Below are 21,455 nucleotides of genomic sequence, written 5' to 3' on the forward strand. Positions count from 1 at the left end.
TCGTTCATTCATCCAGGAAGGTCAATGGCGCAGATGGCGGCTCCCGGCTTCAGTTACGGCTCCGACGATTCGGGCCTGGTATGGGGCTTCCTGTTCCGGCGCGACACGACCGCGACGCCGATCGGCGTGCACGAGGCCCTGGCCTGGATGCGCGAACCGCAACCGGAACAGTTCATCTGGCTGCACTTCAACCTGTCGAACACCGCCAGCGAACGCTGGCTGCGCGGCCACGCCATGCTGGCCGACGAGTTCTACGAGACGCTGCACCAGGGTTCGCGCTCGACCCGCCTCGAGCTGGCCGACAATGCCCTGATCGCCGTCGTCAACGACGTGCTGCATGGTTTTTCGCTCGACAGCGCCGAGATCTCGACCTTGTGGGTCCACGTCACGCCGCAGGTAGCGATCAGCGCGCGCAGGAAGCCCCTGGCCTCGATCGAGCGCCTGCGCCAGGACGTGCGCCAGGGCGCCCCGCTGCGCTCATCCAGCGAGCTCCTGATCCACCTGCTGCGCGACCAGGCCGACGTGCTGGTGAACATCGTGCGCGAGGCGGTGGCGCGGGTCGACACCATCGAAGACCGGCTGCTGGCCGGGCGCCTCACCCGCCAGCGCGAAGACCTCGGTTCGCTGCGCCGGGTGCTGGTGCGCCTGCAGCGGCTGCTGGCGCCGGAACCGGCCGCCCTGTTCCGCCTGCTGCAGCGCCCACCAGGCTGGGTCGATGGCGACGACCGCCAGGACCTGCGCCAGGCGACCGAGGAATTCACGGTGGTGCTGAGCGACCTGGCCGCGCTGCAGGAGCGCATCAAATTGCTGCAGGAAGAAATCGCCGCCCGCGTCAACGAGGACAATGCCCGCAGCCTGTATCTGTTGACGATCGTGACCGTGATGGCGCTGCCGATCAACCTGATCGCCGGCCTGCTCGGCATGAACGTGGGCGGCATCCCGCTGGCCGACGAGCGCCACGGCTTCTGGATCGCGCTGGGCCTGGTCGCGGCCTTCACCACGGTGGCCGGCTGGCTGCTGTTGCGACTGCAGCGCCAGCGCTGAACCGGCGGCGGCTTACCAGTAAAAATAAACCATGGCGCACCCACCCCAGGAGATAGCGCACAAAACGGCCCGGCTGCATTACCATGCATTCGCCTGCGTCAGATCCGACGCGACCAGCCGAGAGCCGCCATGAACGACACGCCAGAATCCCTGCCGGAACCGTCCATCATCGATCCGCTCTACCTGATCGACCTGAAAACGCGCGGCCACCAGGTCTATCCCGTCCTCGGCGAAGACGATCTCAAGCGCATCCGCCGTTTCGCCACCGAGCGCGCCTGGCACGACGGCGACGTCGTGTTCCGGGCCCTGGTCGATTCTCCCGGCATGGTCGTGGTGCTGTCCGGCCAGTTGCGCTGCAGCCGCAGCAATGCCCTCGGCCACCGGGTCGAGGTGCACCTGTTCGAACCGGGCCAGTTCACCGGCGAAGTGTCGCAGCTGTCGGGCCGGCCGCCGCTGGTCGACGGCGTGGCGGTCGGCCGCCTGGAAGCCCTGGTGCTCGATCCCGAGGCGCTGCGTGCGCTCCTGATGGCCGAGGCGGTGCTGGGCGAGCGCGTGATGCGCGCCTTCATGCTGCGCCGCGCGCGCCTGATCGGCGAACAGCCGACCGGGCCGATCCTGATCGGGCCGTCCGGCCATGCGCGCCTGTTCGAGCTCGAGAGCTTTTTGTCGCGCAATGCGCAACCCTATACCCGGCGCGACCCGGACTCCGACCAGGACGCCGCCCAGCTGGTGCGCGAGCACTGGCGCCAGGAGCACGACTGGCCGCTGGTCGCCATGCCCGACGGCTTCGTGATCAAGAACCCGAGCCTGCTCGAGATGGGCCGCTTCCTGGGCACCATGCCGCGCATCACGCGCGACATGGTCTACGATGTGCTGGTGGTCGGCGCCGGCCCGGCCGGCCTGGCCACGGCCGTGTACGCGGCCTCGGAAGGCCTGTCGGTGCTGGTGCTGGAACAGCGCGCCTATGGCGGCCAGGCCGGGGCCAGTGCGCGCATCGAGAACTTCTTCGGCTTCCCCACCGGCATCTCGGGCCACGCCCTGGTCAGCCGCGCCTTCGTCCAGGCCAGCAAGTTCGGCGCCGAGATCGCCATTCCGGCGCCGGCGATGCGGCTGCTGTGCCGCGAACGGCCGCTGCGCGTGGAACTGGACGACGGCGCCTGCGCGCGGGCGCGCAGCGTGGTGCTGGCGGCCGGCGCGCGCTACCGCAAGCCCGACCTCGCCGACCTGGCCCGCTTCGAGGGTCGCGGCGTGTACTACTGGGCCTCGCCGGTCGAAGCAAAGGTGTGCCGCCGGCAGACCGTGGTGCTGGTCGGCGGCGGCAACTCGGCCGGCCAGGCCGCCGTCTACCTGGCCGCGCACGCCAGCACCGTGCACCTGATGGTGCGCGGCAACGGTCTCGAGGCCAGTATGTCGAGCTACCTGATCGAGCGCATCCGGGCGAGCGCGAACATCGTGCTGCACACCCGGCTCGAACTGGCCGCACTCGAGGGCACTGACGCCGGCCTGGAGCGGGTGCACTGCCGCAGCCGCAGCGGCGGTCAGCCAGTCGTGTTCGATAGCCACCACCTGTTCCTGTTCATCGGCGCCGATCCCAACAGCGATTGGCTGCGCGAATGCGGCGTGGAACTGGACCGCAAGGGCTTCGTGCTGACCGGCTATGAGGCCACGGGGCGGCATGGCGGACGCGATCTCGAGACCAGCGTGCCGGGCGTGTTCGCCGTGGGCGACCTGCGCGCCGGCTCGACCAAGCGCGTCGCCGCGGCGGCCGGCGAAGGCGCGGCCGTGGTGGCCCAGATCCACAGATACCTGGCCGAGCAGCAGCAGGCCGACGGGGCGACCGGCTGAGCACCGCACCGGAGGACGGCCGCCGAGCAGGTATTACCGCACACCATTACAATTGCCGGTGGATCAGTCACGCCGTATCGTTTACGGTTTCCCACCTTTTATTCCACACACTTTGAATTCGAGTTTCAGCTTCCTGGCCGGTGGCGGCGAGATGGGCGCCCTCATGCGCGCCTACGATTGGAACAACAGCCCGCTCGGCCCGCCCGATGGCTGGCCCTCGACCCTGAAGACCGTGCTGCGGGTCCTGCTGTCGAGCAATCATCCGATGTTCATCTGGTGGGGCGACGACCTGATCCAGTTCTACAACGACGGCTACCGCCAGACCCTGGGCCCGGAGCGCCATCCGGTCGCCCTCGGCCATCCCGGCCGCCCGTGCTGGGAAGAAGCCTGGGACCTGATCGGACCGGACATCGAGCGCGTCATGCGCGACGGCGCCAGCGCCTGGTACGAGGACCGCCTGGTCCCCCTGACCCGCAACGGCCGCCGCGAAGACGTATGGTGGACCTACGGCTACAGCCCGATCGAGGACGAAGCCGGCATCCACGGGGTGCTGGTGATCTGCAATGACGTCACCGAAGACCACCTGCTGCGGCAGCGCCTGGAGCAGACGAACCATGCGCTGATCGAGACCATGGACGATGCGTTCTGCCTGATCGACCTGGTCCACGATGAACAGGATCGTGCGGTCGACTATGTGTTCGTGGAAGCCAACCACGCCTTCGTCCGCCATACCGGCCTGGTCGACAGCGTGGGCAAGACCGCGCGCCAGCTGGTGCCGGACCTGGAACAGCGCTGGATCGCCACCTACGACGAGGTCGCGCGCACCGGCGTGGCGCGCCGCTTCGAGGAATACTCGCAGGCGATGGGCCGCTGGTTCACCGTCTACGCCAGCCCGATCGCCCATCCGGTCAAGCGCCGCGTGGCCCTGCTGTTCACCGACATCACCGACCAGAAGAACGCCGAGCGCGCGCTGCAGGCCAGCGAGATGGCGGCGCGCGCCGCGGCCAGCCAGGCCGAGGCCGACCGCCGCCGCCTCGACGCCCTGCTCAGCTCGGCCCCGGTGGGGATCGTCTACGTGGACGAGCATGGGGCGCTGTCGTCCGTCAATCGCATGAACCGCCAGCTGTGGGGCGATCACCCGATGCCGACAAGCCAGGACCAGTACGCCGAATGGCGTGGCTGGTGGGCCGACGGCTCGGAGCGCCACGGCAGGCAGATACGGTCGGACGAGTGGGCGCTGGCGCGCGCGCTGCGCGGCGAGCAGGTCGAGGCCGACGTGGTCGAGATCGAACCCTTCGGCCGCCCACTCGAGCGCCGCATCCTGCTCACCCGGGCCACCGCGATCCGCACCGAGGATGGCGCCATCACCGGCGCGGTGGCCGCTTCGATGGACCTCACGGCCCAGGTCGACACACAGCGCGCGCTGCGCGAGAGCGAAGAAAAATTCCGCACCATTACCGATGCGATGCCGCAGATGGTGTGGTCGTGCCGGGCCGACGGCGCGAACGATTATACGAACCGGCGCTGGAGCGACTTCACCGGCTTGTCGAACGTGGATCCGACCGGCTGGACCGCCGCCATCCATCCCGACGACCTGCCCGCGTTGCTGGCGCTGTGGGCCGGCAGCGTGGCAAGCGGCGCCTTGTTCGAGCTCGAGCACCGGCTGCGCCACCATGGCGGCGAATACCGCTGGGTGCTGAACCGCGCGCTGCCGGTGCGCGACGAGGCCGGCCGCATCATCCGCTGGATGGGCACGGTCACCGACATGCACGACCAGAAGCTGGCTGCCGAAGAACTGAAGGCGGCGAATGCGCGCAAGGACGAGTTCCTGGCCATGCTGGCGCACGAGCTGCGCAACCCGCTGGCGCCGATCAGCACCGCGGCCCAGATGCTGAAACTGTCCGGCGCCGACCCGAAGCGCATCGCCCACGCCAGCGACGTCATCGGGCGCCAGGTGCGGCACATGGTCGAACTGGTGGACGACCTGCTCGACGTCTCGCGCGTGACGCGCGGCCTGGTCGAGCTGGAGCGCGAACCGGTCGCCCTCAAGTCGGTGATCCAGAACGCCATCGAGCAGGCGCGCCCGCTGATCGAAAAGAAGGGCCACACGCTGTCGACCCGCCTCGGCGCGGCCAACGTCACCGTCACCGGCGACCGCAAGCGGCTGGTGCAGGTGATGGCCAACCTGATCAACAATGCGGCCAAGTACACGCCGGACGGCGGCGAGATCACGGTGTGCGCCGATGCCATGCCGGACGCCGGCCAGGTGAAGCTGAGCGTGAAGGACAATGGCATCGGCATCGATGCCGCGCTGCTGCCCGATGTGTTCGAGTTGTTCACGCAGGCCAAGCGCACGCCGGATCGCGCCCAGGGCGGTCTCGGCCTGGGGCTGGCGCTGGTGCGCAGCATGGTCAACCTGCATGGCGGGCAGGTGCAGGCGCACAGCGACGGGCCGGGACGGGGCAGCTGCTTCAGCGTGGTCCTGCCGCTCGGCGTGGATGGCGCTGGTGACGACGCGAGGCGACGCGAGGACGACGCCGCGCTGGCGGCGCATTCGACGCTGCGCATCATGATCGTCGACGACAACCGCGACGCCGCCGAATCGCTGGGCATCGTCCTGTCGGCGGTGGGGCACCGGGTGCAGGTCGAGGATTCGTCGACGGCGGCGCTGCGGCGGGTGCAGAAAGACAGTTTCGACGTCTGCTTGCTGGATATCGGCTTGCCGGATATGGATGGCTATCGGCTGGTGCGAGAGCTGCGCGCGGCGCCGCTGGTGGCCGGCGCCGCCATGATCGCGCTGAGCGGCTACGGCCAGCCGCAGGACATGGCGGCGTCGAAACGGGCCGGGTTTACCAGGCACCTGGTCAAGCCGGTGGACGTCGGCCAGTTGCTGGGCGTACTGGACGAGCTGGCGCCGGGGTCGCGAGGATTAGGGTCTTGACGTGAAAATGGACGTAAAAAAGCCAGCTCGAAAGCTGGCTTTTTCACTGATACTTTGGTCGGGGCGAGAGGATTCGAACCTCCGACCCCGTGCACCCCATGCGCGGACGCGACCGCCCGAAACCTGCATGGATACTAGCTCTGCGCTAGAGACATCTAATATACAGTGGTGCACGACCAGCCATCTATGCCCCGAAAAACCTGGTCCCGGCAGCCAGTATTAGATGGATTTCCAGGGCAGTTTGATGTCGATCGCCGACACGTCCGGGATCGCTTCCTTGATGTAAATCTCGCTGGTCTTCCGAGAGGTGTGCGCCAGTCGGGTCTGAATCTCACCCATCTGCTTGCCTGCCCTCGCCGCATCGGTGGCGCCAAGGGCGCGTAGATCCTTGAATGTCACGTCGTCGGTGATGCCCGCACGCTCCCGTGCCCTGTCCCACATTGAAATCAGGCCCGTCTTCGCGTATGGCGTGCCTTTCTGGCTTGGGAACAGGTAGGGCGAGATGATCTCGTACCCCTTCTTGATGGCGCGCGCCCGGTCGATCACATCCTGAATAGCTGGCGTTATCTCGATATCGACCACCTTCCCGCTGCTCTTCTTCGTCTTGCTCGGCTGCAGGCGGATGCGGCCCTCCTCGATCTGGCTTTCCTTCATCGTCCGGATGTCGATCGCGCGCGCCCACAGCAAATAGGCCATGTCGATCAGGCAGGCGAACATCGGCCCGCTCGCCGTCGGGATGGCCTGGCCGGTGTCCTTGCGCGGCTTGCTGAACATGCCGGCGGCGCGAATGCGCTGCACCTGGTCGTGCGTCAGCAGCACTGTGCGGCGCTGCGTCTCGAAGTCGCTCAGGTCGAGCTGGTCGATCGGGTTGTCCTGGCGCAGCCCGAGGCCCGACACCGCGTACCGGAAGAGCTTGCTGGCCAGAGCGCCGTATTTGCGCGCGGTGTTCGGCTTGTCGCTGAACTTCTCGCGCAGGAAGTCGGCGAATTCCTTGGTCGTGACCTCGACCACCAGGAAGGCCTCGAACTCGTCGGCGATCACATTCAGGAACCGTGAATACTGCTCCTGCGTCTCCGCACTGTACTTCCCCAGCTTGTTCTGCTTGAACTCCGCGCACAGGTGCGGAACCGTGCCCTGGACATGCGTCTTGCTGCCCAGGAGTTCGGCCAGCCGGTTCAGCATGGCCACCTCCCCTTCCTCCACACCACATAGCCGGATCCACATCTTCAGTTCCTTCGTCTTCGGGTCGCGGATCTTCTCCGGCGCGACGTAGTAGTACGCGTTGAACTTGATGTAGACCCGGCGCGGGAGCCCGCGGTTCGTCTTGCGCTGCCTGTTCATTGCCTTGCTGATTTCCTTTTGGGTCCGGTGGGAGCGGCCGGCGCCTGCGTGCCGGCCGGGTTCTTCACGTATGCGCGCAGCACGCACACCGTATTGTCGATCCTACGCAGCTGCGCCGGGATACCCAGCGCCTGGAGGGCTGCAAGCTGCTTCTTCGGGAGCTTGTAATGCGTGATCGCGTAGATCTCGTCGCTCGATAATGTGAGGTCTTCCATCGTCCGCTCCTATTCCATTCCCGAATCCAGATACTGCCGGCGCTCGCGCAGCGGCCGCGCTTCGCCGACACCTGGGCGGATCATTCCTGCGGTGCTGGGCTTCACCAGCGCGCGGCGGTCGAAGCCGTCGCGGCGTTCGGGCAGCAGCTGCCCGGGGCCAGCATCGCGCCAGCGGCGATCGGGGCCGCGCGCGTTCACGGCGCCACCCGTTTGAACTCGACTACCCACACCCAGGGATTGGCCAGCCAGCTGTCCGGACCGTTGATCTGGCCCCAGAGGTAGGCGTAGGCGTCACGGTAGTCCGGCATCGGGAAGCTGCACGCGCACTTCGCTTCCGGCTCGCCGCAGTTCGTGCAGCCCGGGTCAGTGATGCCCTCGGCGGCGGCGTCCTCCTGGCTGATGTCCTGCAGGCGCTCGACATGCACCGACACCACCTCGAGCAGGATGCGACTGGCTGCGCGCGGCATGTGGATGCTCGGCTTCCATCCGGTCCATGCGCCCTCGAGGTGAGGGCGATCGGGCTCTCCATCGGCGCGATACTTCCAATCGATGTGCCAGCGCTCGGTCGGAGCGCCTGGCATTTCCGGATGGTCACACCAGTCATACACCTCGCCAAAGGTCTCACGCACCCACAGGCGGTCGCCGGGTTGACCATAGGGGCAGTTCAGCCGGATCTCGTTATTGTCGTAGGTGGGGCTTTCGCCGTCATCGCTGCGGTAGGGCCACCAGCCGTCACCCCAGTCAGCGCATACGAAGCAATCCCAGCTTGGCGGCATCTTCACCGCTCGCCGCGTCTGCGTCTTGCGGCCATCGAGCAGCGCACGCACCATGGCGCCGTTGAACAGAATCGGGCGTTCAATCATGGTGGCCACCTTCGCTTTCGTCGAACTCGACGTCGGCCGCCACCTTCTTCGGCGCGCCGTAGCCCATGTCGTTCTCCTGGGCGATGTCGACCAGCTCCTGCAGCGCTGCATGCTTTCGCTGGTGCGCTTCGTCCTGCAGCAGCTTCGTGATCGTCGGCGCCGGCCCGACCGCCACGAACAGCGGCGGGTCGGTGTCCGGTACCTGGATGACGCAAGCGGCGGCGCGCTCGAGCGCCAGGTGCTCCAGGGCCGCGGCAAGCAGCTTGCGGCGGGATGGGGTTTCGATGTGTTCCATATCGTCCTTTCAACCAAGCATCCGGTGCTGGCGAATCCCGGTTATCCCCGCCGGCAGCTCCTCGGCCTTCTCCAGGAAGCTGCTGCCCTTCTGCCCGGTGGCCTGGGCATACTTCACCTCGACGGCGGCCGTGTTCACCATCACTTGGGACAGGTCGCCGATCACCTTCGCGCGCTCGACGTCGAGCGTCCCGGCCTTCACCCCTTCGATCGTGCTGAACAGCAGCTCGCGCAGGTCATCGATGTTCTTCTTGCTCATGACTTTTCATCCTCTTGTTGATCTGGCGGGTGAGCACAGCGCGCAGCTGGATCACCTCGTTTAGTTCGGGCGGCAGGTTGTGCCGCGTGTGTCGCTTCATGTGCTCGGCACGGCTGATGCATTCCACCTTGTCGATCGTGATCTCCTCGAGCACATTGGTGCGCATGCCGGGACGGAACACCACCATGTGCTTCGGCGGTACCGGGCCATTCACCTCGATCCAGACCAGCTCGTGAACACTGCGCCAGCGCTTATTGTTGGCGCCCTTCGCGTCGCTGATCTTCCGTTGCAGCGTGCCGTCCGGATCCAGCCTGTAGGCGCCGATCGGCGCCGTGTTGTATGGCATCTGCCCGGGCTTGAACTGCGTCTGCTCGCCGCCGGTGTGCACGCCCTTCGTGCCCTTGTTCCAGCTGGTGTGTCCCTTCTGGAACCTAGTGGCGCCGCCCCGGATCCCGTCGAGCCGGCCGGCGTGGCCACTGGCGAGGAACTCGGCCGACTTCTTCAGGCCCAGGCTGCTGGCCTTTCGGTACGTCGATTCGAGCGAATGGCCCACCAGGAACGCAACGTTCTCCGTCTTGTAGTTCGGATAGAGCGTGCGCAGCATGTCCAGCTGCTCCTCGGTCCACGCGGCGCGCGGGCCCAGGATGCCGCGCGACTTCGTCATACCGTCCTCCACTGGCAGGCCGGCTGCTCGCAGCGCGCCAGCACCGTCTCGCCGGCGACCAGGCGCATTGCCGACTTGCCGGCGCCCCCCACCTCGAGCAGCGCCGCGGCCGCGACTTCGACGCGATCGCGCTGTTCGGCCGGGAAGCTCAGCACGTTGCGCCAGGCGCCCGAATCCTTGATCTGCAGTTTCAGCATGCCGGCACTCTCGGTGGCGCCGGCATCGACATCCAGTGCGTCACGCGCTCGCCGGTGATCGGCATCGCATCGGGGTAGCGCCAGGTATCGCCGTCGAGAAAGCCTGGCCACACATCATCATCGTTCAGCGCGAGCAGCACCAGGGTGTCGGCGTCAGGCAGCGCCGTGGCCACATCGGCCCAGGTCGGCGCGCTCATGCTGCAACTCCCCGCGCGGGCCCGAACAGCGCCGCCACCAGTTGATCGCGCCACATACCGACCTGGCGCGCCGGCACGGTCCTGGTCTGCTGCTGGTCGGCGGCCGACAGCGTCAAGTCCTCGCCCAGCTCCCACAGGAACGCGCGGCGGTCGTCACGCTGGCCAGACCTGCGCACCTCGCGCAGCTCGAGCATCATGAAATTGAGCGCCGCATAGGTGGCCGAGCTGCTAACGCCCAGCGCCTTCTTCACGTCGAAGGTGCTCATCGGGCCATCGGCCAGCACCTCGCGAATGCGAAGGATGCAGGCGGTGCGCATGGCGCGCTTCTCCGCGCTGCAGCCGGCCCGGCCCACGCCGGGGATGGTCACGGTAGAAACGCGCGCCACGGTCAGGCGGCCTCGCCAAACAGCTCCTGCACCGTGGTCGGCTCAGGCGGCGTGATGCTCAGCACGATGTCGCGCTGGATGAAGTTGCACAGCGGGCCGATCACCTTCTCGTCCGGATGCGCGATGATCCGGCACTGCACGGTGACGGTACCGCCTTCCTGCGCGGTGAACTTGAACTTGTCGACCTTCACGTCGCCCAGCACGATGTTGCTGTCGCCGCCCATGCCGTAGTCGACCACCACGGTGTAGCCGCTGTAATCCTGGTCCCATTTGAGCGCGCCCAGCTTCGGCAGGCGCAGCGCGGTCAGGCTCTCGCCCTCCAGCTGCTCGACCAGGTCGGGATCTTCGTCCTTCTTGTAGAGCATGGCGCGCAGTTCCGGGTGGAAGTCGTTCAGCACCGTGCTGGCGCAGGCCACTTCGATCATCAGGTCGAAAGCTGGCTTGGGCTGGTCGCCATGCAGCTCCGCACGCGGGTTCACGTTGGTCAGTTTGGCTTTGTGGTCGGTCAGTTGAAACATCGGTCATTGCTCCTGGGTGATGTGGTTCTTCGGGTCTTGGCAAAAAAGCAGAAATGGCTTGCGGATAAAGTCGTGGAAGCGCTGCGCGGCCGTGGGGTTGCGGTCGATTTCGCCGCGCGACTTCACCTCGCAGATGGCGCGCACGCTGTGCACCGCCGTTTGCTCGTCCGGCACGCGCAGGAACCGCTGGAACAGCGGCCCCCGGCAGCGCAGGGCCAACCAGGTGGAGAGGCGCTGCGTCCGCATCGTCAGTCCATCTTTTGGTACGGGAACTTCTCGGCGAACGGCTTGATGTGCTTGTAGAAGTGCGAGCCGATCGATTCCGCGCCCTGGAACTGCTGGAACTGCTCGGCGTCGACGTTCTGGTAGTGGTAGACCGGGCCGGCGACGTCGCCGCGCTTGAACTGGATAGCGAGCGTGTTCGACTCGGGTGCGTGGCCGATGGCCACGATGCGCGACGATTCGACCGGGGTCATGGTGATGCCGTGCAGGGCGTTACTGGTGGTGGACATGCGGTTTCTCCTTCGTTGTTGGTAGGTGATTACGCTGCAGCGCGGGCGCCGCGCACGTTGGTGATATGGCCGATCAGTGCGGTGCAGATGGCCGGGAAGTCGGCTTCGTGGTACAGCACCGCGGCGCGATCGCGGCCGGCGGCGGCGAAGCCCAGGCTGGCCAGGAAGTCGGCAGTGAGCGAGAAGCCCAGGCGCTCGGCGATCTGGCCCAAGCGCAGGCTTGGCGGCGTGGTGCCGACGGCGGCCGGGCGCGCAGCCGCTATCGGTGTGGCTGGCGCCGCCTCGATGATCTGCATGGTCGGGCTGACGTGGGTGACCTGGGCGGCTGTCGCGTTCGCTGCCAACTCTGCCTGGGCCTGTGCCGCGGCCTCCGCGCGCTGGCGCGCCGCCTCCTGCTCCTGGCGCAGGCGCTCGGCCTTCTCGGCTTCCTGCCGCTTGTGGTTCTCGATGCGCGTGTTCACCGCCAGGCGGAAATCCTCGTCCGGCTTCTGGATCACGGTCTGCAGGTCGGCGAACAGGAACTCGTGGCCGGCCGCGTGCTCGCGATACCAGGCCAGGCGCGCGCGCACGGCGGCGGCGATCGCGTCGACGGCGATCTTGCCGTTGGCCAGTTCGGTGTCGACGGCGTCCTGCAGCGTGGCCAGCGTGCGCTTGTTCTTCATAACGCCGGCGAAGTCGCGGGCCTGGAACACCAGGCGCAGCGGCGCGATTTCCTTGTCGAGCGCTGCGACGTGGTCGGCGAAGTCCTGCTTGGCATTGCCCAGGATGCCGGCCTTGATCAGCTCCTTCTTGTCCTTCACGGTCTTCTGCAGCGTCAGGCGCTTGCCACGCAGTTGCTCGGCGATGTGGTCGATGGTGCGCATCAGGTCCGCGATGTCGGCGGTTTGCTCGAGCGCCGCGCGCTTCGCTTGCTCCAGGTCGGCCTCGGCCTTCTCGCAGAACTTCACGGTCGCTTCCGCGTTGGCGAAGTCCTCGTCGGTGACCAGGTCGGTCTTGATGCTGGCGATGAAGCGTTCGGCCTTCGCCTTGAAGGTCGGCAGGTTGGTGGTGGCCACCTCGCCGCGGATTTCGATGCGCAGCGCCGGCAGCGCCATGATCGGGTCGGCCTCCGGCTTCGGCGCGTAGGTGGCCGGTTCGTAGGTGGCCAGGTCCTTCTCGAACTGGGCCCAGCCGGCGTCGATCCGCTCCTGCCAGGCCGGGTCCGGGAAGACGTCCATGTGCACGAAGTTGTCGAGCGTGCCGTCCGAGCACACGAACACCACCTTGCTGCAGCCGGTCACCATCATGATCTGCTGGCATTGCGGCATGTACTCGTCGGGCAGCTCGCCGGCGGCGACTGCGTCGGCCAGCGCCTGGTTCCATTGCTTGTGCTCGAAGGCGACGTCGCCGGCCATCGTGAGACCGTCGCAGGACGCCGACTTGCGGCCCAGGGAACAGGTCACCGGATACAGCTCGGTACCGATCAATTCTTCGACCAGCGGGCGCGCCAGTGCCTCCACGTGGTGGCCGTAGTCCAGGATGTTGGCCTGCACCCAGTCGCTGAATTCCTTCGGCGTGCCGGTATGCTTCATGTGCAGCAGCTCGGTGCGGCGCACGCGCGTCGAGATGCCCAGCATGGCGGCCGCCTCGCTGGCGCCGAAGCGCTCCAGGCGGAACAGGTCCCAGTCGCTGCTGCCCTGGACGAGGTCATGAATTTGCATCTTCTTCTCCGTATCGTGGTGATGGTTCAGTCGTTTTCGTGGGCCCAGCTGTCGATCGTCAGCTTCTGGTCCTCGGTAAGGGTCTGGCGGGTCTGGATCATCGCTACCAGCTGGGCCGGCGTCTTCCTGCCCGACTGGATGAGGTCGCGCCATTCGGCCGTCTTGGCCTCGAAGTGTTCCGGGGTGCACATCGGAATATCTTGGGCGCTCTGCTCCACCACGCTGGCCTGGCGCACGTCGGCACGCTGCGGCTCCTGGGTGATCGTGTAGCTCCCGTCGGCCGAGATATCGATCACGTCCTGCATTTCTTCCGCGGTGCTCAGGCCCATGCTGATCTCGGGTGCGTACGCGCGCTGCCAGAACGCAGCGGCGCGGTAGATGAACATCTGCTCGGGCATCGTCTTCCACTTAGAGCCGTTCTTCTTGTCCCAGCCCTCGGCGCGCACCATCGACCAGTCGACCCACGCACCATCGAGGCGCTCGCCGCTCTCGCGCTCGATCGCCCATGCCCGGCAGCCGAAATCAGCGGCGTTCTTCTCGCCGCGCCATTCGTAGCGCAGCGCCGAGAACCGGCCGCACGTGTTCACGCTGGCGATCAGGAACTTCGACGACCAGCCCGGGTTGCCGTGCACGATGTACAGGTTCTGCATCACCATCAGCTCGTCGGCCTTCAGGCGCTGCGCGAGGTTCAGGGCGATCATGCAGTTCGCAACCTGGTTCTGATACTGCGCCGGCACCAGCGTCGAGCTGGAGAAGGCCTTCGCCACGCGCTGCATCAGGTCGAATCCTGCGGCATCGAAGAAGCCGGCGCGCACCGGCATGTTTTCCTGGCGAGTGGCCAGCGCGTTGGAAGTGGTCTGTGGTGCGTTCAAGTTTCTCTCCTGGTCAAAAGCCGAAAACGTAGGTGCGCAGCGCGCGGGTGATTGCCTTGCGCGGGCCGAAGCCGGCCAGCAGGGACAGGCGGTACTGGGTGCGGATATGGCGGATCATGCGAAGCCCTGCTCGATCTGCTGGCGGCGCTGCATCAGCTTCACCTGGCGGCGGTGCTCGGCGTGCAGCATCGAGATCGCCTCGACGCGCGCTTCTTCCAGCGCGCGCACGTTGCCCTCGGACAGGGCCAGCTGGTGGCGGATCACGGCCAGGCGCAGCGGCTTGAGCAGCTTGCGCGCCAGGCGGCGCACGACACGGTACGGGCCGCGGTGGATGCGGGTGGCAGCGATCATTTGGCGGCCTCGTCGCCTGCTGGATGGATAGGCAAGATTGCGGTCCGATGCGTCTTGGAGCACTCATTGCACAGCACAGCCCAGTCGCCCAAGTAGCCGAGGCGGTAGCCCCAGCCGCCGGCATCCTCACCTGCAACCCGGTACGGCTCGCGGTCCGGAGCGTCATGCTCGGTTTCGTAGCTCAGGTGCGCGTCGTAGAAGGCCTTGCCCTCGCATACGTCGCACAGTCGGTAGTCTGCTGCTGCCATCTCTGCCCTCCTTCGTCAGCGCCGGCGCGGCCGGCTTCGGTATTGGTGCCGGTTACGTCTCCGGCGCCGCTGGTGCGGCCGTGCATGGCTTTGCCTTTACGCGGAACTGTGTTGCTCCATGCTTCCCCGCATGTGGTGGCCGGGCGCCACTCCGGCATGGCACTGTCGACACGTGCCCCAGTAGTCAGCCGCATGGTTTCGGTAGCGGCTAAACTGCTTTCTTCCCCGGTTTAGCATCCCGGCATATTTCCGACTTTGGGCGCCGCTTAGAAACTTCGCCCACTCACCACACAACTGCGCTCTACCGGGGCTACCGGAGCCTTCGCTGCCGCCACTCACCCTGTCGCGGTAGGTAAAGCGCATGTGTGTGGTCACCGGTTACGCCGGTGAGGCGCCCTGCTATTTCGCCGCTGCTGCGGCCTTGCCGTGCTGGTAGATCAGCCAGATCGACGACTCGCTGCCGTACTGGATGCGTTCGCGTGCTGCCCATGCCTCCAGGGCCGCGCGCTCAGTGGCCACATCGCAGTGCGAGCAGTCCAGGTAGCCTTCGAGGTCTTTCGACAGGCTGCCGGTGTCGTCGCAGTGCACGCAGGTCATGCCGCCACCGAATCCAGGTAGCGGTGAATCCGATCTTCCGTCGACAGCTCGCGCGCTTCACGCTGCAGCGCCGCCAGCTCGCGCTCGGCCAGCTGCTCGGCTTCGGTCCAGATCAGGTCGGTGATGACGCCCTGCAGGCTGTTGGTGCCGGCGAGCGTTTCGCGCACCAGGGTGGCAGCGGCTTGGTTGTCGGCCATGTATTCAGCCAGGCAGTCGAGTACGAGCTTCGTCGGATCTTCCTTGCTGGCACGGATGGCGGCGAGCATCGAAGCAGTTTTCTCGCGGGTCAGGTCGATCAGTTGCTGCTCGCGCTGTTCTTCACGGGATGCGGTACGGGTCATGGCGTCTCCAGTCGGCTGCTCGGCGGGCGCTGAGCTTGATTGCGATGGAGTGAATATTAAAGGTAACTTGAATTTGGAGTCAAGTAGGCTTGAGAATTATTTTCAAGTGAACTTTAGTTTTCTACGGATCGCCGGTAGAATTACTGCGAAGCGCGGAGAGCCGTGCGCAGCCGGCCCTGGCGTAGGGGCGTAAAAAAGCCCGCGCGTGGCGGGCTTAGACGGTGTGATAACGTACTACTGGGGATTCTGGCGACCTCTAGTTAGCCGCCACCATTTCAGCAAGTCACATCCGAAGGCGACCATGGTGAGACCAGTAGCGGCCAAGGCACAGGTGAGTGCTACATGCGAGTCCGGCCGGACACCGAACGTTGCCCAACCGATAAGAACTGCAAGGATAGCAAGTACGCGGAATTGTGGCTGCATAGAGCCATTATGTCAGATGCAGCACTTCTTGTGCTTCTTTCCGCTCATGCAAGGACACGGGTCGTTCCGTCCGACTTTACACTTTTTGCGCCGCACCTGCTCAGTCTTGCTAACTTTAGAGGAGTTGCGTTGCGCCTCGGCGAAGGTATCCCTCATCGCCTGCATCGTGATCTGGCGTACTTGGGCTTGTGTCAATTGCTGGGGAGGTGGGTCAGATAATAGGGGCTGCATTGCTAGAATCAGGCCTATCACTGACAGCAAGAAGCTTAAATACCCGAACAAATCGCCACCTGATTTTGGCGTGAAGTAATTTCGCATCCACGTCGCGAAAGCGGCCAGTTCGGGAGTGGTGGCGATCTCAGTAGCAACTGATTCGATATCAGCATGATCTTGACGGGCCACCTCAATAACACGCTTCAGTCGAAGAATTTCCGGAATCGACAGCCCATCTGTTAATCGTCTGACTGTCTCGCCCATTACTCTGAAGGTCCCATCGGCAATTTCACCCATTGCCCCGCAGACTGGACATGGCCCCGCTGCGACCCCTTCAAAACTTACGCTACCAGAATTTGGCAGTTGAAGTGCTATCGAGCTTGGGAAAACTGCGAAGCAAGCTTTGCATACCGCGGGGACGCTAACACCTTTGGAGTCACTCATTATTCTAAATATTTAGCTGTTATAAAAAAACTTATCGCCGCGTAATCCTCAACACTCCCCGCCACAGCGGGGATTATTTTTTAGTAGCGCTGGCTCGGCTGATACAGTGGCTGACTCGGTGGCGGTGCAGGCTGTGCGTACGGATTCGCAATCGTGGATGGCTGAGAATAAATGGGCTGTGCCGGTTGCGAAGGTGGGGTGTAGTAGCCATTATCAGGGGCTTTTGTACCTTCCTTGCCGGTATAAGGATTCACGTTGCCCCTGGTGCTGTAGTTATCATTACGTGTCGAGTTCGGAGACGACCTATAATGCGGCGCCACGTATGTCCCGTCTTTTTTTGTATAGCCCCGAACATGAGTTTGAGCCATGACCGATGCACCAAGCGCCATCAGCATAACTGCGAGAATTGCTTTAGTTTTCATTGTTATTCCCTAGTCGGCATAATGGCGTGCCGGTTCGCCACGACCCGGATTACCGGGTTCGTTGAATTTTTACGAGCTCATCTTCCAGTCTAGTGATGTTGCGCTGAAGCTTATCGATCTTCTCGAATATCAAATACGAAAAATACAAGGCCCATGCGATCGCAAAGCCGATCCATCCGACACTGGATCTTGATATTCCGTCAGCCATGTAAATTATCAGAACCGCTAAGGCAATCCATGACACTGCCTTAATCATCCATCCCACGACCTTCATAACCCACCTGTTCCGCTTTTATCGCGCACTCGGCCAATAATTGAAATATGCTCGTTTGCCATTTCAGCCGAAACCTCTTCGTCCTTATAAGCGTCGTTCTTACTTCGCAGTATGAGTGCTCCATCTAGGCGCTTACTGAGGAATTTCACTCGCAGCTCATCGCCATACCGAAGCGCGTAAAGACGACCGTCCACGATATTGGTCTCGTCCAGATTTACGAGGATCGTGTCCCCTGCAAAAAGCATTGGCTCCATGCTGTCGCCAGTTACGCGAAATCGTCGAACACGGTCAGGGTTCATGCCGTGCTTTTGAAACCAGCTGCGACGGTATGTCGCTGGTTCCTCGTCCTCCAATAGCTCGTAGTGCGCAGTGCGGCCATTCCCTGCCGAAAACTCTATGCGAGATTCTGGTACCGAGACGAAATCGTCCGCCGGGACGTCTTCGGGATCGCGAGCCTGAATGGCTCGATCGATCGGTGCAGCCCCCGCTTGCGACTGAGGCCACTGCCTGCCGCCCGCTTGGTCGTAATGACCAACACCGGTCTCCAGCCACACAGCATCAACGCTCAGACACTCCGCAACAGCCCGCGCGTTCGCAGCATCCATGCCGTGATCACCCTTCAACCAGTTGCCAACCGCAGTCGCCGACACTCCAGCGGCTCGAGCCAGTTCCGATGCAGTAACGCGCCTCCCGTTTCGGCGTGCGCGCTCACGCTCCATTGCCCAAATGAGTCTTTCCGATAATAAATTCATCAAGGTAGCTTAACAAAAGTAGATTCAAGCTGGCTTGACTATTAACTCAAGCTGACTTACGATTGCGCTTAAAGTCAACTTGAGAATCGACATGAACGCTACCGAAATCATCCAGCGCCTTGGCGGCACCACCCGAACGGCAGAGCTGTGCGAGGTATCAGCACAGGCAGTTTCCCAGTGGCGAACCAAGGGCGTGCCAAAGGCGCAGCTGAAGTTCTTGCGCCTTGCTCGTCCCGAACTGTTTGAAGAGGTGGTCGACCAGCTTGACCCTTCGTCCCAACCGCAGTAACCCCTGCGGTTTTTTTGCGGCCAAGCCGTTGCCTATGGGCTCTTGCCCGCACCCACCACCCGAAGTCCTGCACCACGAACATAGGAAAACACCATGTCCCCACGCAACATCGAAGTGAAGACCCTGCTCAATGCCGACGAGTTCGTCGACCTGGAGCGGGAATGCAAAGCCGCCGACGTCACCCGCAGCAAGCTGCTGCGCGACCTGGCGAAGGGCTGGATGGCCGACCGGAAGGATAGCCGGCGCCAGCACCAGGCGGAACGCCCCGGCTATGGCCAGAACATGGCCGTGTTCCTGCCGAGCCGCGCCGCACGCCCGCGCATGCACATGCGTCTTTGAGGCGGGTGGCGCATGGCAGATCGAAGCAGTCTCGTAACCGAGGAAAGTATGGAAAGCACACGCAAGGCGACGCCGAACGAGAAGATCGTCGTGCAGTCGCACACCTGGCGCCGCGCCGACAAGGAAGCGATCGCCGACAAGCAGAACGTCGAGAAGCAGCGTGCCGAGTATCGCGCGCGCCGCGAGCTGGCCAAGGCCATCGACGACGCGGGAGAGCGGCCATGAGCGATCAGATCATCAGCATCGCCATGATCGAAGAGAAGGCCCGCCGCGCATTTAACCGCGGCGCCGGCCGCGACGAACACGGCTTCAACTGGCATTCGCCGGCGATCGAGGCCTGGCAGGCCGAATGGGATCGCTGTGCGCTGGCCTGGCACGCGGCCACGCAGCTGCAGGCCCAGGTGGCGAAGGTATCGCCGCCATGACCGTCCTCGCCAATTCCAATAAAGCGCCGGCCCGCCCGGTGCTGCGCTACCACGGCGGCAAGTTTCGACTGGCGCCGTGGGTCATTCGCCATTTCCCGCCGCACCGCTGCTACGTCGAGCCATTCGGTGGCGCGGCCGGCGTTCTGGTGCAGAAGGACCGCGCCTACGCCGAGGTCTACAACGACCTGGACGGCGACATCGTGAACGTGTTCCGCGTCCTGCGGGATCCAGGCGACTGCGCGCGCCTCATCCAGCTGCTGCAGCTCACCCCGTACGCCCGCGAAGAATTCGACGCCGCCTACGAGCCAACCGACGACCCGATCGAGCGCGCCCGCCGCACCCTAGTCCGCGCCGAGATGGGATTCGGTTCGGCTGGCGCCACGAAGGGCACGACCGGCTTCCGTATCGACACCCGGCGCAAGCACGGCACCGCGCAGCAGCTGTGGTTCCGCTTTCCGGAATCTCTCGCTCGAGTATGCGATCGCCTGTCCGGCGTGATGATCGAGAACCGCCCTGCCCTGAGCATCATCGACCAGCACGACGCCGACGACACGCTGTTCTACGTCGACCCGCCCTACGTCATGGACACCCGCAACGTCGGCGCGCGCCATGGCCGCTACTACGACTGCGAGATGAACGATGCTGACCACGCCGAGCTGCTGGAGAAGCTGCTGACTGTGAAAGGCATGGTCGTGCTGAGCGGCTATTCGAGCGCCATGTACCTGGGCGCGCTGCAGGGCTGGGCCATGGCCAGCACCGAGGCCCGAATCTCGGCGGCCCGCGGCACCGCCATGCGCACCGAATGCCTGTGGCTGAATCCCGCCGCCTCGCGCGCGCTCGATCGCACGGGCCTATTCGCCCAGGTGATGCCATGAACTACTACGAGCACCACATCGGCGACTACGCCGAGGCGACCAGCCACCTGACCTTCATCGAGGACGCGGCCTACAGCCGCCTGATCCGCAAATACTACGCCCAGGAGAAGCCGCTGCCGGCCGACCTCAAGGCTGTGCAGCGCCTGGTCGGCGCACGCACGAAGGAAGAACGCGAGGCCGTCGACACCGTGCTGAACGAGTTCTTTCAGCTGGATGAGGATGGATGGCACAACGGCCGCTGCGACGCTGAGATCGCGCGTTACATGGGTAAGACGGACGGTCGCGAGGCGAAGCGCGCGAACGAGCGGGAACGTCAACGGCGGCATCGCGAGCGCCGCAAGGAGCTGTTCGAACAGCTGCGCGGTCACGGCATTGTCCCGGATTTCGAAACGTCTACTGATGACTTAGTAACCATGTTGTCACGCGCTCAGTCACAAGATGTCACGCAACCTGTCACGCGTGACGCAACGGCTACCCAGTCTCCAGACACCAGTCACCAGACACCAGACAAGGGAAACAGCGCGTCTACTCAACCGGAGTTGCGCGGGGAAAGCGAGTCGGCAAGTGCGGCCCAGCTCAGCGGCGCCATGATCCGCGCGGGCATCAGCGCCCAGTCCGGAGACCCGAGGCTAATGGCCCTTGCTGCCCAAGGCGTGTCCGTCGAAACCGTGCTGTCCGCCTGCCGCGAGGCCCAGGTGTCGAAGCCCGACGAGGCCATCAAGCCCGGCTACGTGTTCGCCATCCTCGAGCGCTGGTCTGCCGACGCCGCGAAGCTGCGCGCCAACGGCGCCGCGCCACCACGCACCACAACCCGCCAGGCCGGCCAGGCCAACATCCAACGCCTCAACGACCGCATCAACGGAGCAACCCATGACGACGACCATCGCATCATCGACATCAACGACCGCCCTGCCTGAGGCATGGGTCGAGCGCCTGTTCGAGCGCATGTTGCTCGAGTACGGCAAGCGCTTCGCCGACCAGTGGGCACAGGCCGACATGGACAAGCTCATCGCCTACTGGGCGCAGGAGCTGTCCGGCTACAGCAGCAACGAGCTCAAGCGAGGCCTGGACGCGCTCAGCCAGCGCGACTGGCCGCCCACCCTCCCCGAGTTCAAGCGCCTGTGCAGGCCCAGGGTCGACCCGGTCGCTGCGTACTACGAGGCCGTGACCGGCGTGCAGGCCCGCTTCGCCAACGAGCATGGCAAGTGGTCCCATCCCGCGATCTACTGGGCCGCCATGCCCATGGCCAGCGAGCTGCAGCAGCAGCCGTACAGCGCCGTCAAGTCGCGCTGGGAGGCATCCCTCGACAAGCAGCTTGCCCTGGGCGCATGGGACGAGATCCCGAAGCCGATGCTGCAGTTGACCGCGCCGGGCCAGTCGACCACCACGACCGAGAAAGCCCGCGCCGCGATCGCGCATGCCGTGCGCTGCGTCAGCCACAAGGGGCCGAATCACGACCACCTGGGCTGGGCCCGGCGTCTCGTGGCGCGCGAGCAGGCTGGCGAGGCGCTGTTGCCCTACCAGGTGCAGTGCGCGCATGAAGCGTTGGAGCGTGAGGCCAGCGCCACCTGACCGAGACCACTTCGCGCGCGAGCGCGACCACAACGACAAGGA

At 64.8% G+C, this 21,455-nt stretch carries 32 protein-coding genes; 10 read left to right on the forward strand and 22 right to left on the reverse strand.

Annotation, left to right across the window (positions count from 1 at the left end):
• Nucleotides 1-24: 24 nt before the first annotated feature.
• From KY496_RS10945 to KY496_RS10955, 3 genes are all read left to right on the forward strand, one after another.
• Nucleotides 25-1,044, forward strand: coding sequence for a transporter (locus KY496_RS10945; RefSeq protein WP_219864722.1), 1,020 nt, complete (start codon nt 25-27; stop codon nt 1,042-1,044).
• A 129-nt stretch (nt 1,045-1,173) separates the two neighbouring features.
• Nucleotides 1,174-2,889, forward strand: coding sequence for an FAD-dependent oxidoreductase (locus tag KY496_RS10950; RefSeq protein ID WP_219864723.1), 1,716 nt, complete (start codon nt 1,174-1,176; stop codon nt 2,887-2,889).
• A gap of 112 nt (nt 2,890-3,001) precedes the next feature.
• A complete protein-coding gene (locus tag KY496_RS10955) occupies nt 3,002-5,830 on the forward strand; it encodes a PAS domain S-box protein (protein WP_219864724.1) in 2,829 nt (942 codons plus the stop codon).
• A 219-nt stretch (nt 5,831-6,049) separates the two neighbouring features.
• On the opposite strand, the gene KY496_RS10960 is transcribed toward KY496_RS10955, so the two are convergent.
• The 22 genes from KY496_RS10960 to KY496_RS11065 form a co-directional block, all read right to left on the reverse strand.
• Entirely contained in the window at nt 6,050-7,171 is a 1,122-nt protein-coding gene (locus KY496_RS10960; protein ID WP_219864725.1) for a tyrosine-type recombinase/integrase, read from the reverse strand.
• Entirely contained in the window at nt 7,168-7,386 is a 219-nt protein-coding gene (locus KY496_RS10965; protein ID WP_219864726.1) for a DUF4224 domain-containing protein, read from the reverse strand. The genes KY496_RS10960 and KY496_RS10965 overlap by 4 nt, the downstream gene beginning before the upstream one ends.
• 9 nt (nt 7,387-7,395) lie before the next feature.
• The gene (locus KY496_RS10970) at nt 7,396-7,584 is read right to left on the reverse strand and encodes a hypothetical protein (RefSeq protein WP_219864727.1); all 189 of its coding nucleotides are present in this window, start codon (nt 7,582-7,584) and stop codon (nt 7,396-7,398) included.
• Nucleotides 7,581-8,249, reverse strand: a complete 669-nt coding sequence (locus tag KY496_RS10975) for a hypothetical protein (RefSeq protein WP_219864728.1) — start codon at nt 8,247-8,249, stop codon at nt 7,581-7,583. Before KY496_RS10975 ends, KY496_RS10970 begins: the two co-directional genes overlap by 4 nt.
• The gene (locus KY496_RS10980; protein WP_219864729.1) at nt 8,242-8,544 is read right to left on the reverse strand and encodes a hypothetical protein; all 303 of its coding nucleotides are present in this window, start codon (nt 8,542-8,544) and stop codon (nt 8,242-8,244) included. Before KY496_RS10980 ends, KY496_RS10975 begins: the two co-directional genes overlap by 8 nt.
• Before the next feature lie 9 nt (nt 8,545-8,553).
• A complete protein-coding gene (locus KY496_RS10985) occupies nt 8,554-8,802 on the reverse strand; it encodes a hypothetical protein (RefSeq protein WP_219864730.1) in 249 nt (82 codons plus the stop codon).
• Nucleotides 8,780-9,466: an HNH endonuclease gene (locus tag KY496_RS10990; protein ID WP_229520499.1), complete on the reverse strand. Its 687-nt coding sequence runs from the start codon at nt 9,464-9,466 to the stop codon at nt 8,780-8,782. The genes KY496_RS10985 and KY496_RS10990 overlap by 23 nt, the downstream gene beginning before the upstream one ends.
• Nucleotides 9,463-9,663, reverse strand: coding sequence for a hypothetical protein (locus KY496_RS10995; protein WP_219864731.1), 201 nt, complete (start codon nt 9,661-9,663; stop codon nt 9,463-9,465). Before KY496_RS10995 ends, KY496_RS10990 begins: the two co-directional genes overlap by 4 nt.
• A complete protein-coding gene (locus tag KY496_RS11000; protein WP_219864732.1) occupies nt 9,657-9,860 on the reverse strand; it encodes a DUF551 domain-containing protein in 204 nt (67 codons plus the stop codon). Before KY496_RS11000 ends, KY496_RS10995 begins: the two co-directional genes overlap by 7 nt.
• Nucleotides 9,857-10,246 (reverse strand): hypothetical protein, encoded by a 390-nt coding sequence (locus KY496_RS11005; protein ID WP_219864733.1) that lies wholly within the window; start codon nt 10,244-10,246, stop codon nt 9,857-9,859. Before KY496_RS11005 ends, KY496_RS11000 begins: the two co-directional genes overlap by 4 nt.
• 2 nt (nt 10,247-10,248) lie before the next feature.
• A complete protein-coding gene (locus KY496_RS11010; RefSeq protein WP_219864734.1) occupies nt 10,249-10,764 on the reverse strand; it encodes a hypothetical protein in 516 nt (171 codons plus the stop codon).
• A 3-nt stretch (nt 10,765-10,767) separates the two neighbouring features.
• Entirely contained in the window at nt 10,768-11,010 is a 243-nt protein-coding gene (locus tag KY496_RS11015; protein WP_219864735.1) for a hypothetical protein, read from the reverse strand.
• A gap of 2 nt (nt 11,011-11,012) precedes the next feature.
• Nucleotides 11,013-11,276, reverse strand: coding sequence for a KTSC domain-containing protein (locus tag KY496_RS11020; RefSeq protein ID WP_219864736.1), 264 nt, complete (start codon nt 11,274-11,276; stop codon nt 11,013-11,015).
• Between the two features lie 29 nt (nt 11,277-11,305).
• Nucleotides 11,306-12,976, reverse strand: a complete 1,671-nt coding sequence (locus tag KY496_RS11025; RefSeq protein ID WP_219864737.1) for a YqaJ viral recombinase family protein — start codon at nt 12,974-12,976, stop codon at nt 11,306-11,308.
• Nucleotides 12,977-13,002: 26 nt separating this feature from the next.
• Nucleotides 13,003-13,848, reverse strand: coding sequence for a recombinase RecT (locus KY496_RS11030; protein WP_219864738.1), 846 nt, complete (start codon nt 13,846-13,848; stop codon nt 13,003-13,005).
• A 114-nt stretch (nt 13,849-13,962) separates the two neighbouring features.
• The gene (locus KY496_RS11035) at nt 13,963-14,199 is read right to left on the reverse strand and encodes a hypothetical protein (protein ID WP_219864739.1); all 237 of its coding nucleotides are present in this window, start codon (nt 14,197-14,199) and stop codon (nt 13,963-13,965) included.
• Nucleotides 14,196-14,447: a hypothetical protein gene (locus KY496_RS11040; protein ID WP_219864740.1), complete on the reverse strand. Its 252-nt coding sequence runs from the start codon at nt 14,445-14,447 to the stop codon at nt 14,196-14,198. Before KY496_RS11040 ends, KY496_RS11035 begins: the two co-directional genes overlap by 4 nt.
• 399 nt (nt 14,448-14,846) lie before the next feature.
• Entirely contained in the window at nt 14,847-15,044 is a 198-nt protein-coding gene (locus KY496_RS11045; protein WP_219864741.1) for a hypothetical protein, read from the reverse strand.
• Nucleotides 15,041-15,385 (reverse strand): hypothetical protein, encoded by a 345-nt coding sequence (locus tag KY496_RS11050; RefSeq protein WP_219864742.1) that lies wholly within the window; start codon nt 15,383-15,385, stop codon nt 15,041-15,043. Before KY496_RS11050 ends, KY496_RS11045 begins: the two co-directional genes overlap by 4 nt.
• Nucleotides 15,386-15,820: 435 nt before the next feature.
• A complete protein-coding gene (locus KY496_RS11055; RefSeq protein ID WP_229520500.1) occupies nt 15,821-16,318 on the reverse strand; it encodes an SEC-C metal-binding domain-containing protein in 498 nt (165 codons plus the stop codon).
• A 227-nt stretch (nt 16,319-16,545) separates the two neighbouring features.
• Nucleotides 16,546-16,887, reverse strand: a complete 342-nt coding sequence (locus tag KY496_RS11060) for a hypothetical protein (RefSeq protein ID WP_219865186.1) — start codon at nt 16,885-16,887, stop codon at nt 16,546-16,548.
• A 270-nt stretch (nt 16,888-17,157) separates the two neighbouring features.
• Complete coding sequence (locus KY496_RS11065; RefSeq protein WP_373889478.1) at nt 17,158-17,913, reverse strand: helix-turn-helix transcriptional regulator; 756 nt, start codon at nt 17,911-17,913, stop codon at nt 17,158-17,160.
• Nucleotides 17,914-18,004: 91 nt separating this feature from the next.
• Here KY496_RS11065 and KY496_RS11070 point away from each other — a divergent pair, with 91 nt between their 5' ends.
• The 7 genes from KY496_RS11070 (at nt 18,005) to KY496_RS11100 (ending at nt 21,413) form a co-directional block, all read left to right on the forward strand.
• Nucleotides 18,005-18,202 (forward strand): helix-turn-helix domain-containing protein, encoded by a 198-nt coding sequence (locus KY496_RS11070; protein ID WP_229520501.1) that lies wholly within the window; start codon nt 18,005-18,007, stop codon nt 18,200-18,202.
• Between the two features lie 93 nt (nt 18,203-18,295).
• Nucleotides 18,296-18,541: a hypothetical protein gene (locus tag KY496_RS11075; RefSeq protein WP_219864745.1), complete on the forward strand. Its 246-nt coding sequence runs from the start codon at nt 18,296-18,298 to the stop codon at nt 18,539-18,541.
• A gap of 48 nt (nt 18,542-18,589) precedes the next feature.
• Nucleotides 18,590-18,766, forward strand: a complete 177-nt coding sequence (locus KY496_RS11080) for a hypothetical protein (protein ID WP_219864746.1) — start codon at nt 18,590-18,592, stop codon at nt 18,764-18,766.
• Nucleotides 18,763-18,966 carry a hypothetical protein gene (locus KY496_RS11085; protein WP_219864747.1) on the forward strand — a complete coding sequence of 68 codons (204 nt, stop codon included), beginning with the start codon at nt 18,763-18,765 and terminating at the stop codon, nt 18,964-18,966. The genes KY496_RS11080 and KY496_RS11085 overlap by 4 nt, the downstream gene beginning before the upstream one ends.
• Nucleotides 18,963-19,841: a DNA adenine methylase gene (locus KY496_RS11090; RefSeq protein ID WP_219864748.1), complete on the forward strand. Its 879-nt coding sequence runs from the start codon at nt 18,963-18,965 to the stop codon at nt 19,839-19,841. Before KY496_RS11085 ends, KY496_RS11090 begins: the two co-directional genes overlap by 4 nt.
• Nucleotides 19,838-20,758, forward strand: coding sequence for a YdaU family protein (locus KY496_RS11095; RefSeq protein WP_219864749.1), 921 nt, complete (start codon nt 19,838-19,840; stop codon nt 20,756-20,758). The genes KY496_RS11090 and KY496_RS11095 overlap by 4 nt, the downstream gene beginning before the upstream one ends.
• The gene (locus tag KY496_RS11100; RefSeq protein WP_219864750.1) at nt 20,712-21,413 is read left to right on the forward strand and encodes a hypothetical protein; all 702 of its coding nucleotides are present in this window, start codon (nt 20,712-20,714) and stop codon (nt 21,411-21,413) included. The genes KY496_RS11095 and KY496_RS11100 overlap by 47 nt, the downstream gene beginning before the upstream one ends.
• Nucleotides 21,414-21,455: the final 42 nt, after the last annotated feature.

Origin of the sequence: Massilia sp. NP310 (assembly GCF_019443485.1) — a bacterium.
Taxonomy (GTDB): domain Bacteria; phylum Pseudomonadota; class Gammaproteobacteria; order Burkholderiales; family Burkholderiaceae_D; genus Telluria; species Telluria timonae.

Excerpts from the sequence above, each read along its gene's own strand:
- KY496_RS10945 (WP_219864722.1), top strand. The coding sequence starts at position 25 with ATGGCGCAGATGGCGGCTCCCGGCTTCAGTTACGGCTCCGACGATTCG.
- KY496_RS10950 (WP_219864723.1), top strand. The coding sequence starts at position 1,174 with ATGAACGACACGCCAGAATCCCTGCCGGAACCGTCCATCATCGATCCG.
- KY496_RS10960 (WP_219864725.1), bottom strand. The coding sequence starts at position 7,171 with ATGAACAGGCAGCGCAAGACGAACCGCGGGCTCCCGCGCCGGGTCTAC.
- KY496_RS10965 (WP_219864726.1), bottom strand. The coding sequence starts at position 7,386 with ATGGAAGACCTCACATTATCGAGCGACGAGATCTACGCGATCACGCAT.
- KY496_RS10975 (WP_219864728.1), bottom strand. The coding sequence starts at position 8,249 with ATGATTGAACGCCCGATTCTGTTCAACGGCGCCATGGTGCGTGCGCTG.
- KY496_RS10980 (WP_219864729.1), bottom strand. The coding sequence starts at position 8,544 with ATGGAACACATCGAAACCCCATCCCGCCGCAAGCTGCTTGCCGCGGCC.
- KY496_RS10985 (WP_219864730.1), bottom strand. The coding sequence starts at position 8,802 with ATGAGCAAGAAGAACATCGATGACCTGCGCGAGCTGCTGTTCAGCACG.
- KY496_RS10990 (WP_229520499.1), bottom strand. The coding sequence starts at position 9,466 with ATGACGAAGTCGCGCGGCATCCTGGGCCCGCGCGCCGCGTGGACCGAG.
- KY496_RS10995 (WP_219864731.1), bottom strand. The coding sequence starts at position 9,663 with ATGCTGAAACTGCAGATCAAGGATTCGGGCGCCTGGCGCAACGTGCTG.
- KY496_RS11000 (WP_219864732.1), bottom strand. The coding sequence starts at position 9,860 with ATGAGCGCGCCGACCTGGGCCGATGTGGCCACGGCGCTGCCTGACGCC.
- KY496_RS11010 (WP_219864734.1), bottom strand. The coding sequence starts at position 10,764 with ATGTTTCAACTGACCGACCACAAAGCCAAACTGACCAACGTGAACCCG.
- KY496_RS11015 (WP_219864735.1), bottom strand. The coding sequence starts at position 11,010 with ATGCGGACGCAGCGCCTCTCCACCTGGTTGGCCCTGCGCTGCCGGGGG.
- KY496_RS11020 (WP_219864736.1), bottom strand. The coding sequence starts at position 11,276 with ATGTCCACCACCAGTAACGCCCTGCACGGCATCACCATGACCCCGGTC.
- KY496_RS11025 (WP_219864737.1), bottom strand. The coding sequence starts at position 12,976 with ATGCAAATTCATGACCTCGTCCAGGGCAGCAGCGACTGGGACCTGTTC.
- KY496_RS11035 (WP_219864739.1), bottom strand. The coding sequence starts at position 14,199 with ATGATCGCTGCCACCCGCATCCACCGCGGCCCGTACCGTGTCGTGCGC.
- KY496_RS11040 (WP_219864740.1), bottom strand. The coding sequence starts at position 14,447 with ATGGCAGCAGCAGACTACCGACTGTGCGACGTATGCGAGGGCAAGGCC.
- KY496_RS11045 (WP_219864741.1), bottom strand. The coding sequence starts at position 15,044 with ATGACCTGCGTGCACTGCGACGACACCGGCAGCCTGTCGAAAGACCTC.
- KY496_RS11050 (WP_219864742.1), bottom strand. The coding sequence starts at position 15,385 with ATGACCCGTACCGCATCCCGTGAAGAACAGCGCGAGCAGCAACTGATC.
- KY496_RS11055 (WP_229520500.1), bottom strand. The coding sequence starts at position 16,318 with ATGGGTGAAATTGCCGATGGGACCTTCAGAGTAATGGGCGAGACAGTC.
- KY496_RS11060 (WP_219865186.1), bottom strand. The coding sequence starts at position 16,887 with ATGAAAACTAAAGCAATTCTCGCAGTTATGCTGATGGCGCTTGGTGCA.
- KY496_RS11065 (WP_373889478.1), bottom strand. The coding sequence starts at position 17,913 with ATGAATTTATTATCGGAAAGACTCATTTGGGCAATGGAGCGTGAGCGC.
- KY496_RS11070 (WP_229520501.1), top strand. The coding sequence starts at position 18,005 with ATGAACGCTACCGAAATCATCCAGCGCCTTGGCGGCACCACCCGAACG.
- KY496_RS11075 (WP_219864745.1), top strand. The coding sequence starts at position 18,296 with ATGTCCCCACGCAACATCGAAGTGAAGACCCTGCTCAATGCCGACGAG.
- KY496_RS11080 (WP_219864746.1), top strand. The coding sequence starts at position 18,590 with ATGGAAAGCACACGCAAGGCGACGCCGAACGAGAAGATCGTCGTGCAG.
- KY496_RS11085 (WP_219864747.1), top strand. The coding sequence starts at position 18,763 with ATGAGCGATCAGATCATCAGCATCGCCATGATCGAAGAGAAGGCCCGC.
- KY496_RS11090 (WP_219864748.1), top strand. The coding sequence starts at position 18,963 with ATGACCGTCCTCGCCAATTCCAATAAAGCGCCGGCCCGCCCGGTGCTG.
- KY496_RS11095 (WP_219864749.1), top strand. The coding sequence starts at position 19,838 with ATGAACTACTACGAGCACCACATCGGCGACTACGCCGAGGCGACCAGC.
- KY496_RS11100 (WP_219864750.1), top strand. The coding sequence starts at position 20,712 with ATGACGACGACCATCGCATCATCGACATCAACGACCGCCCTGCCTGAG.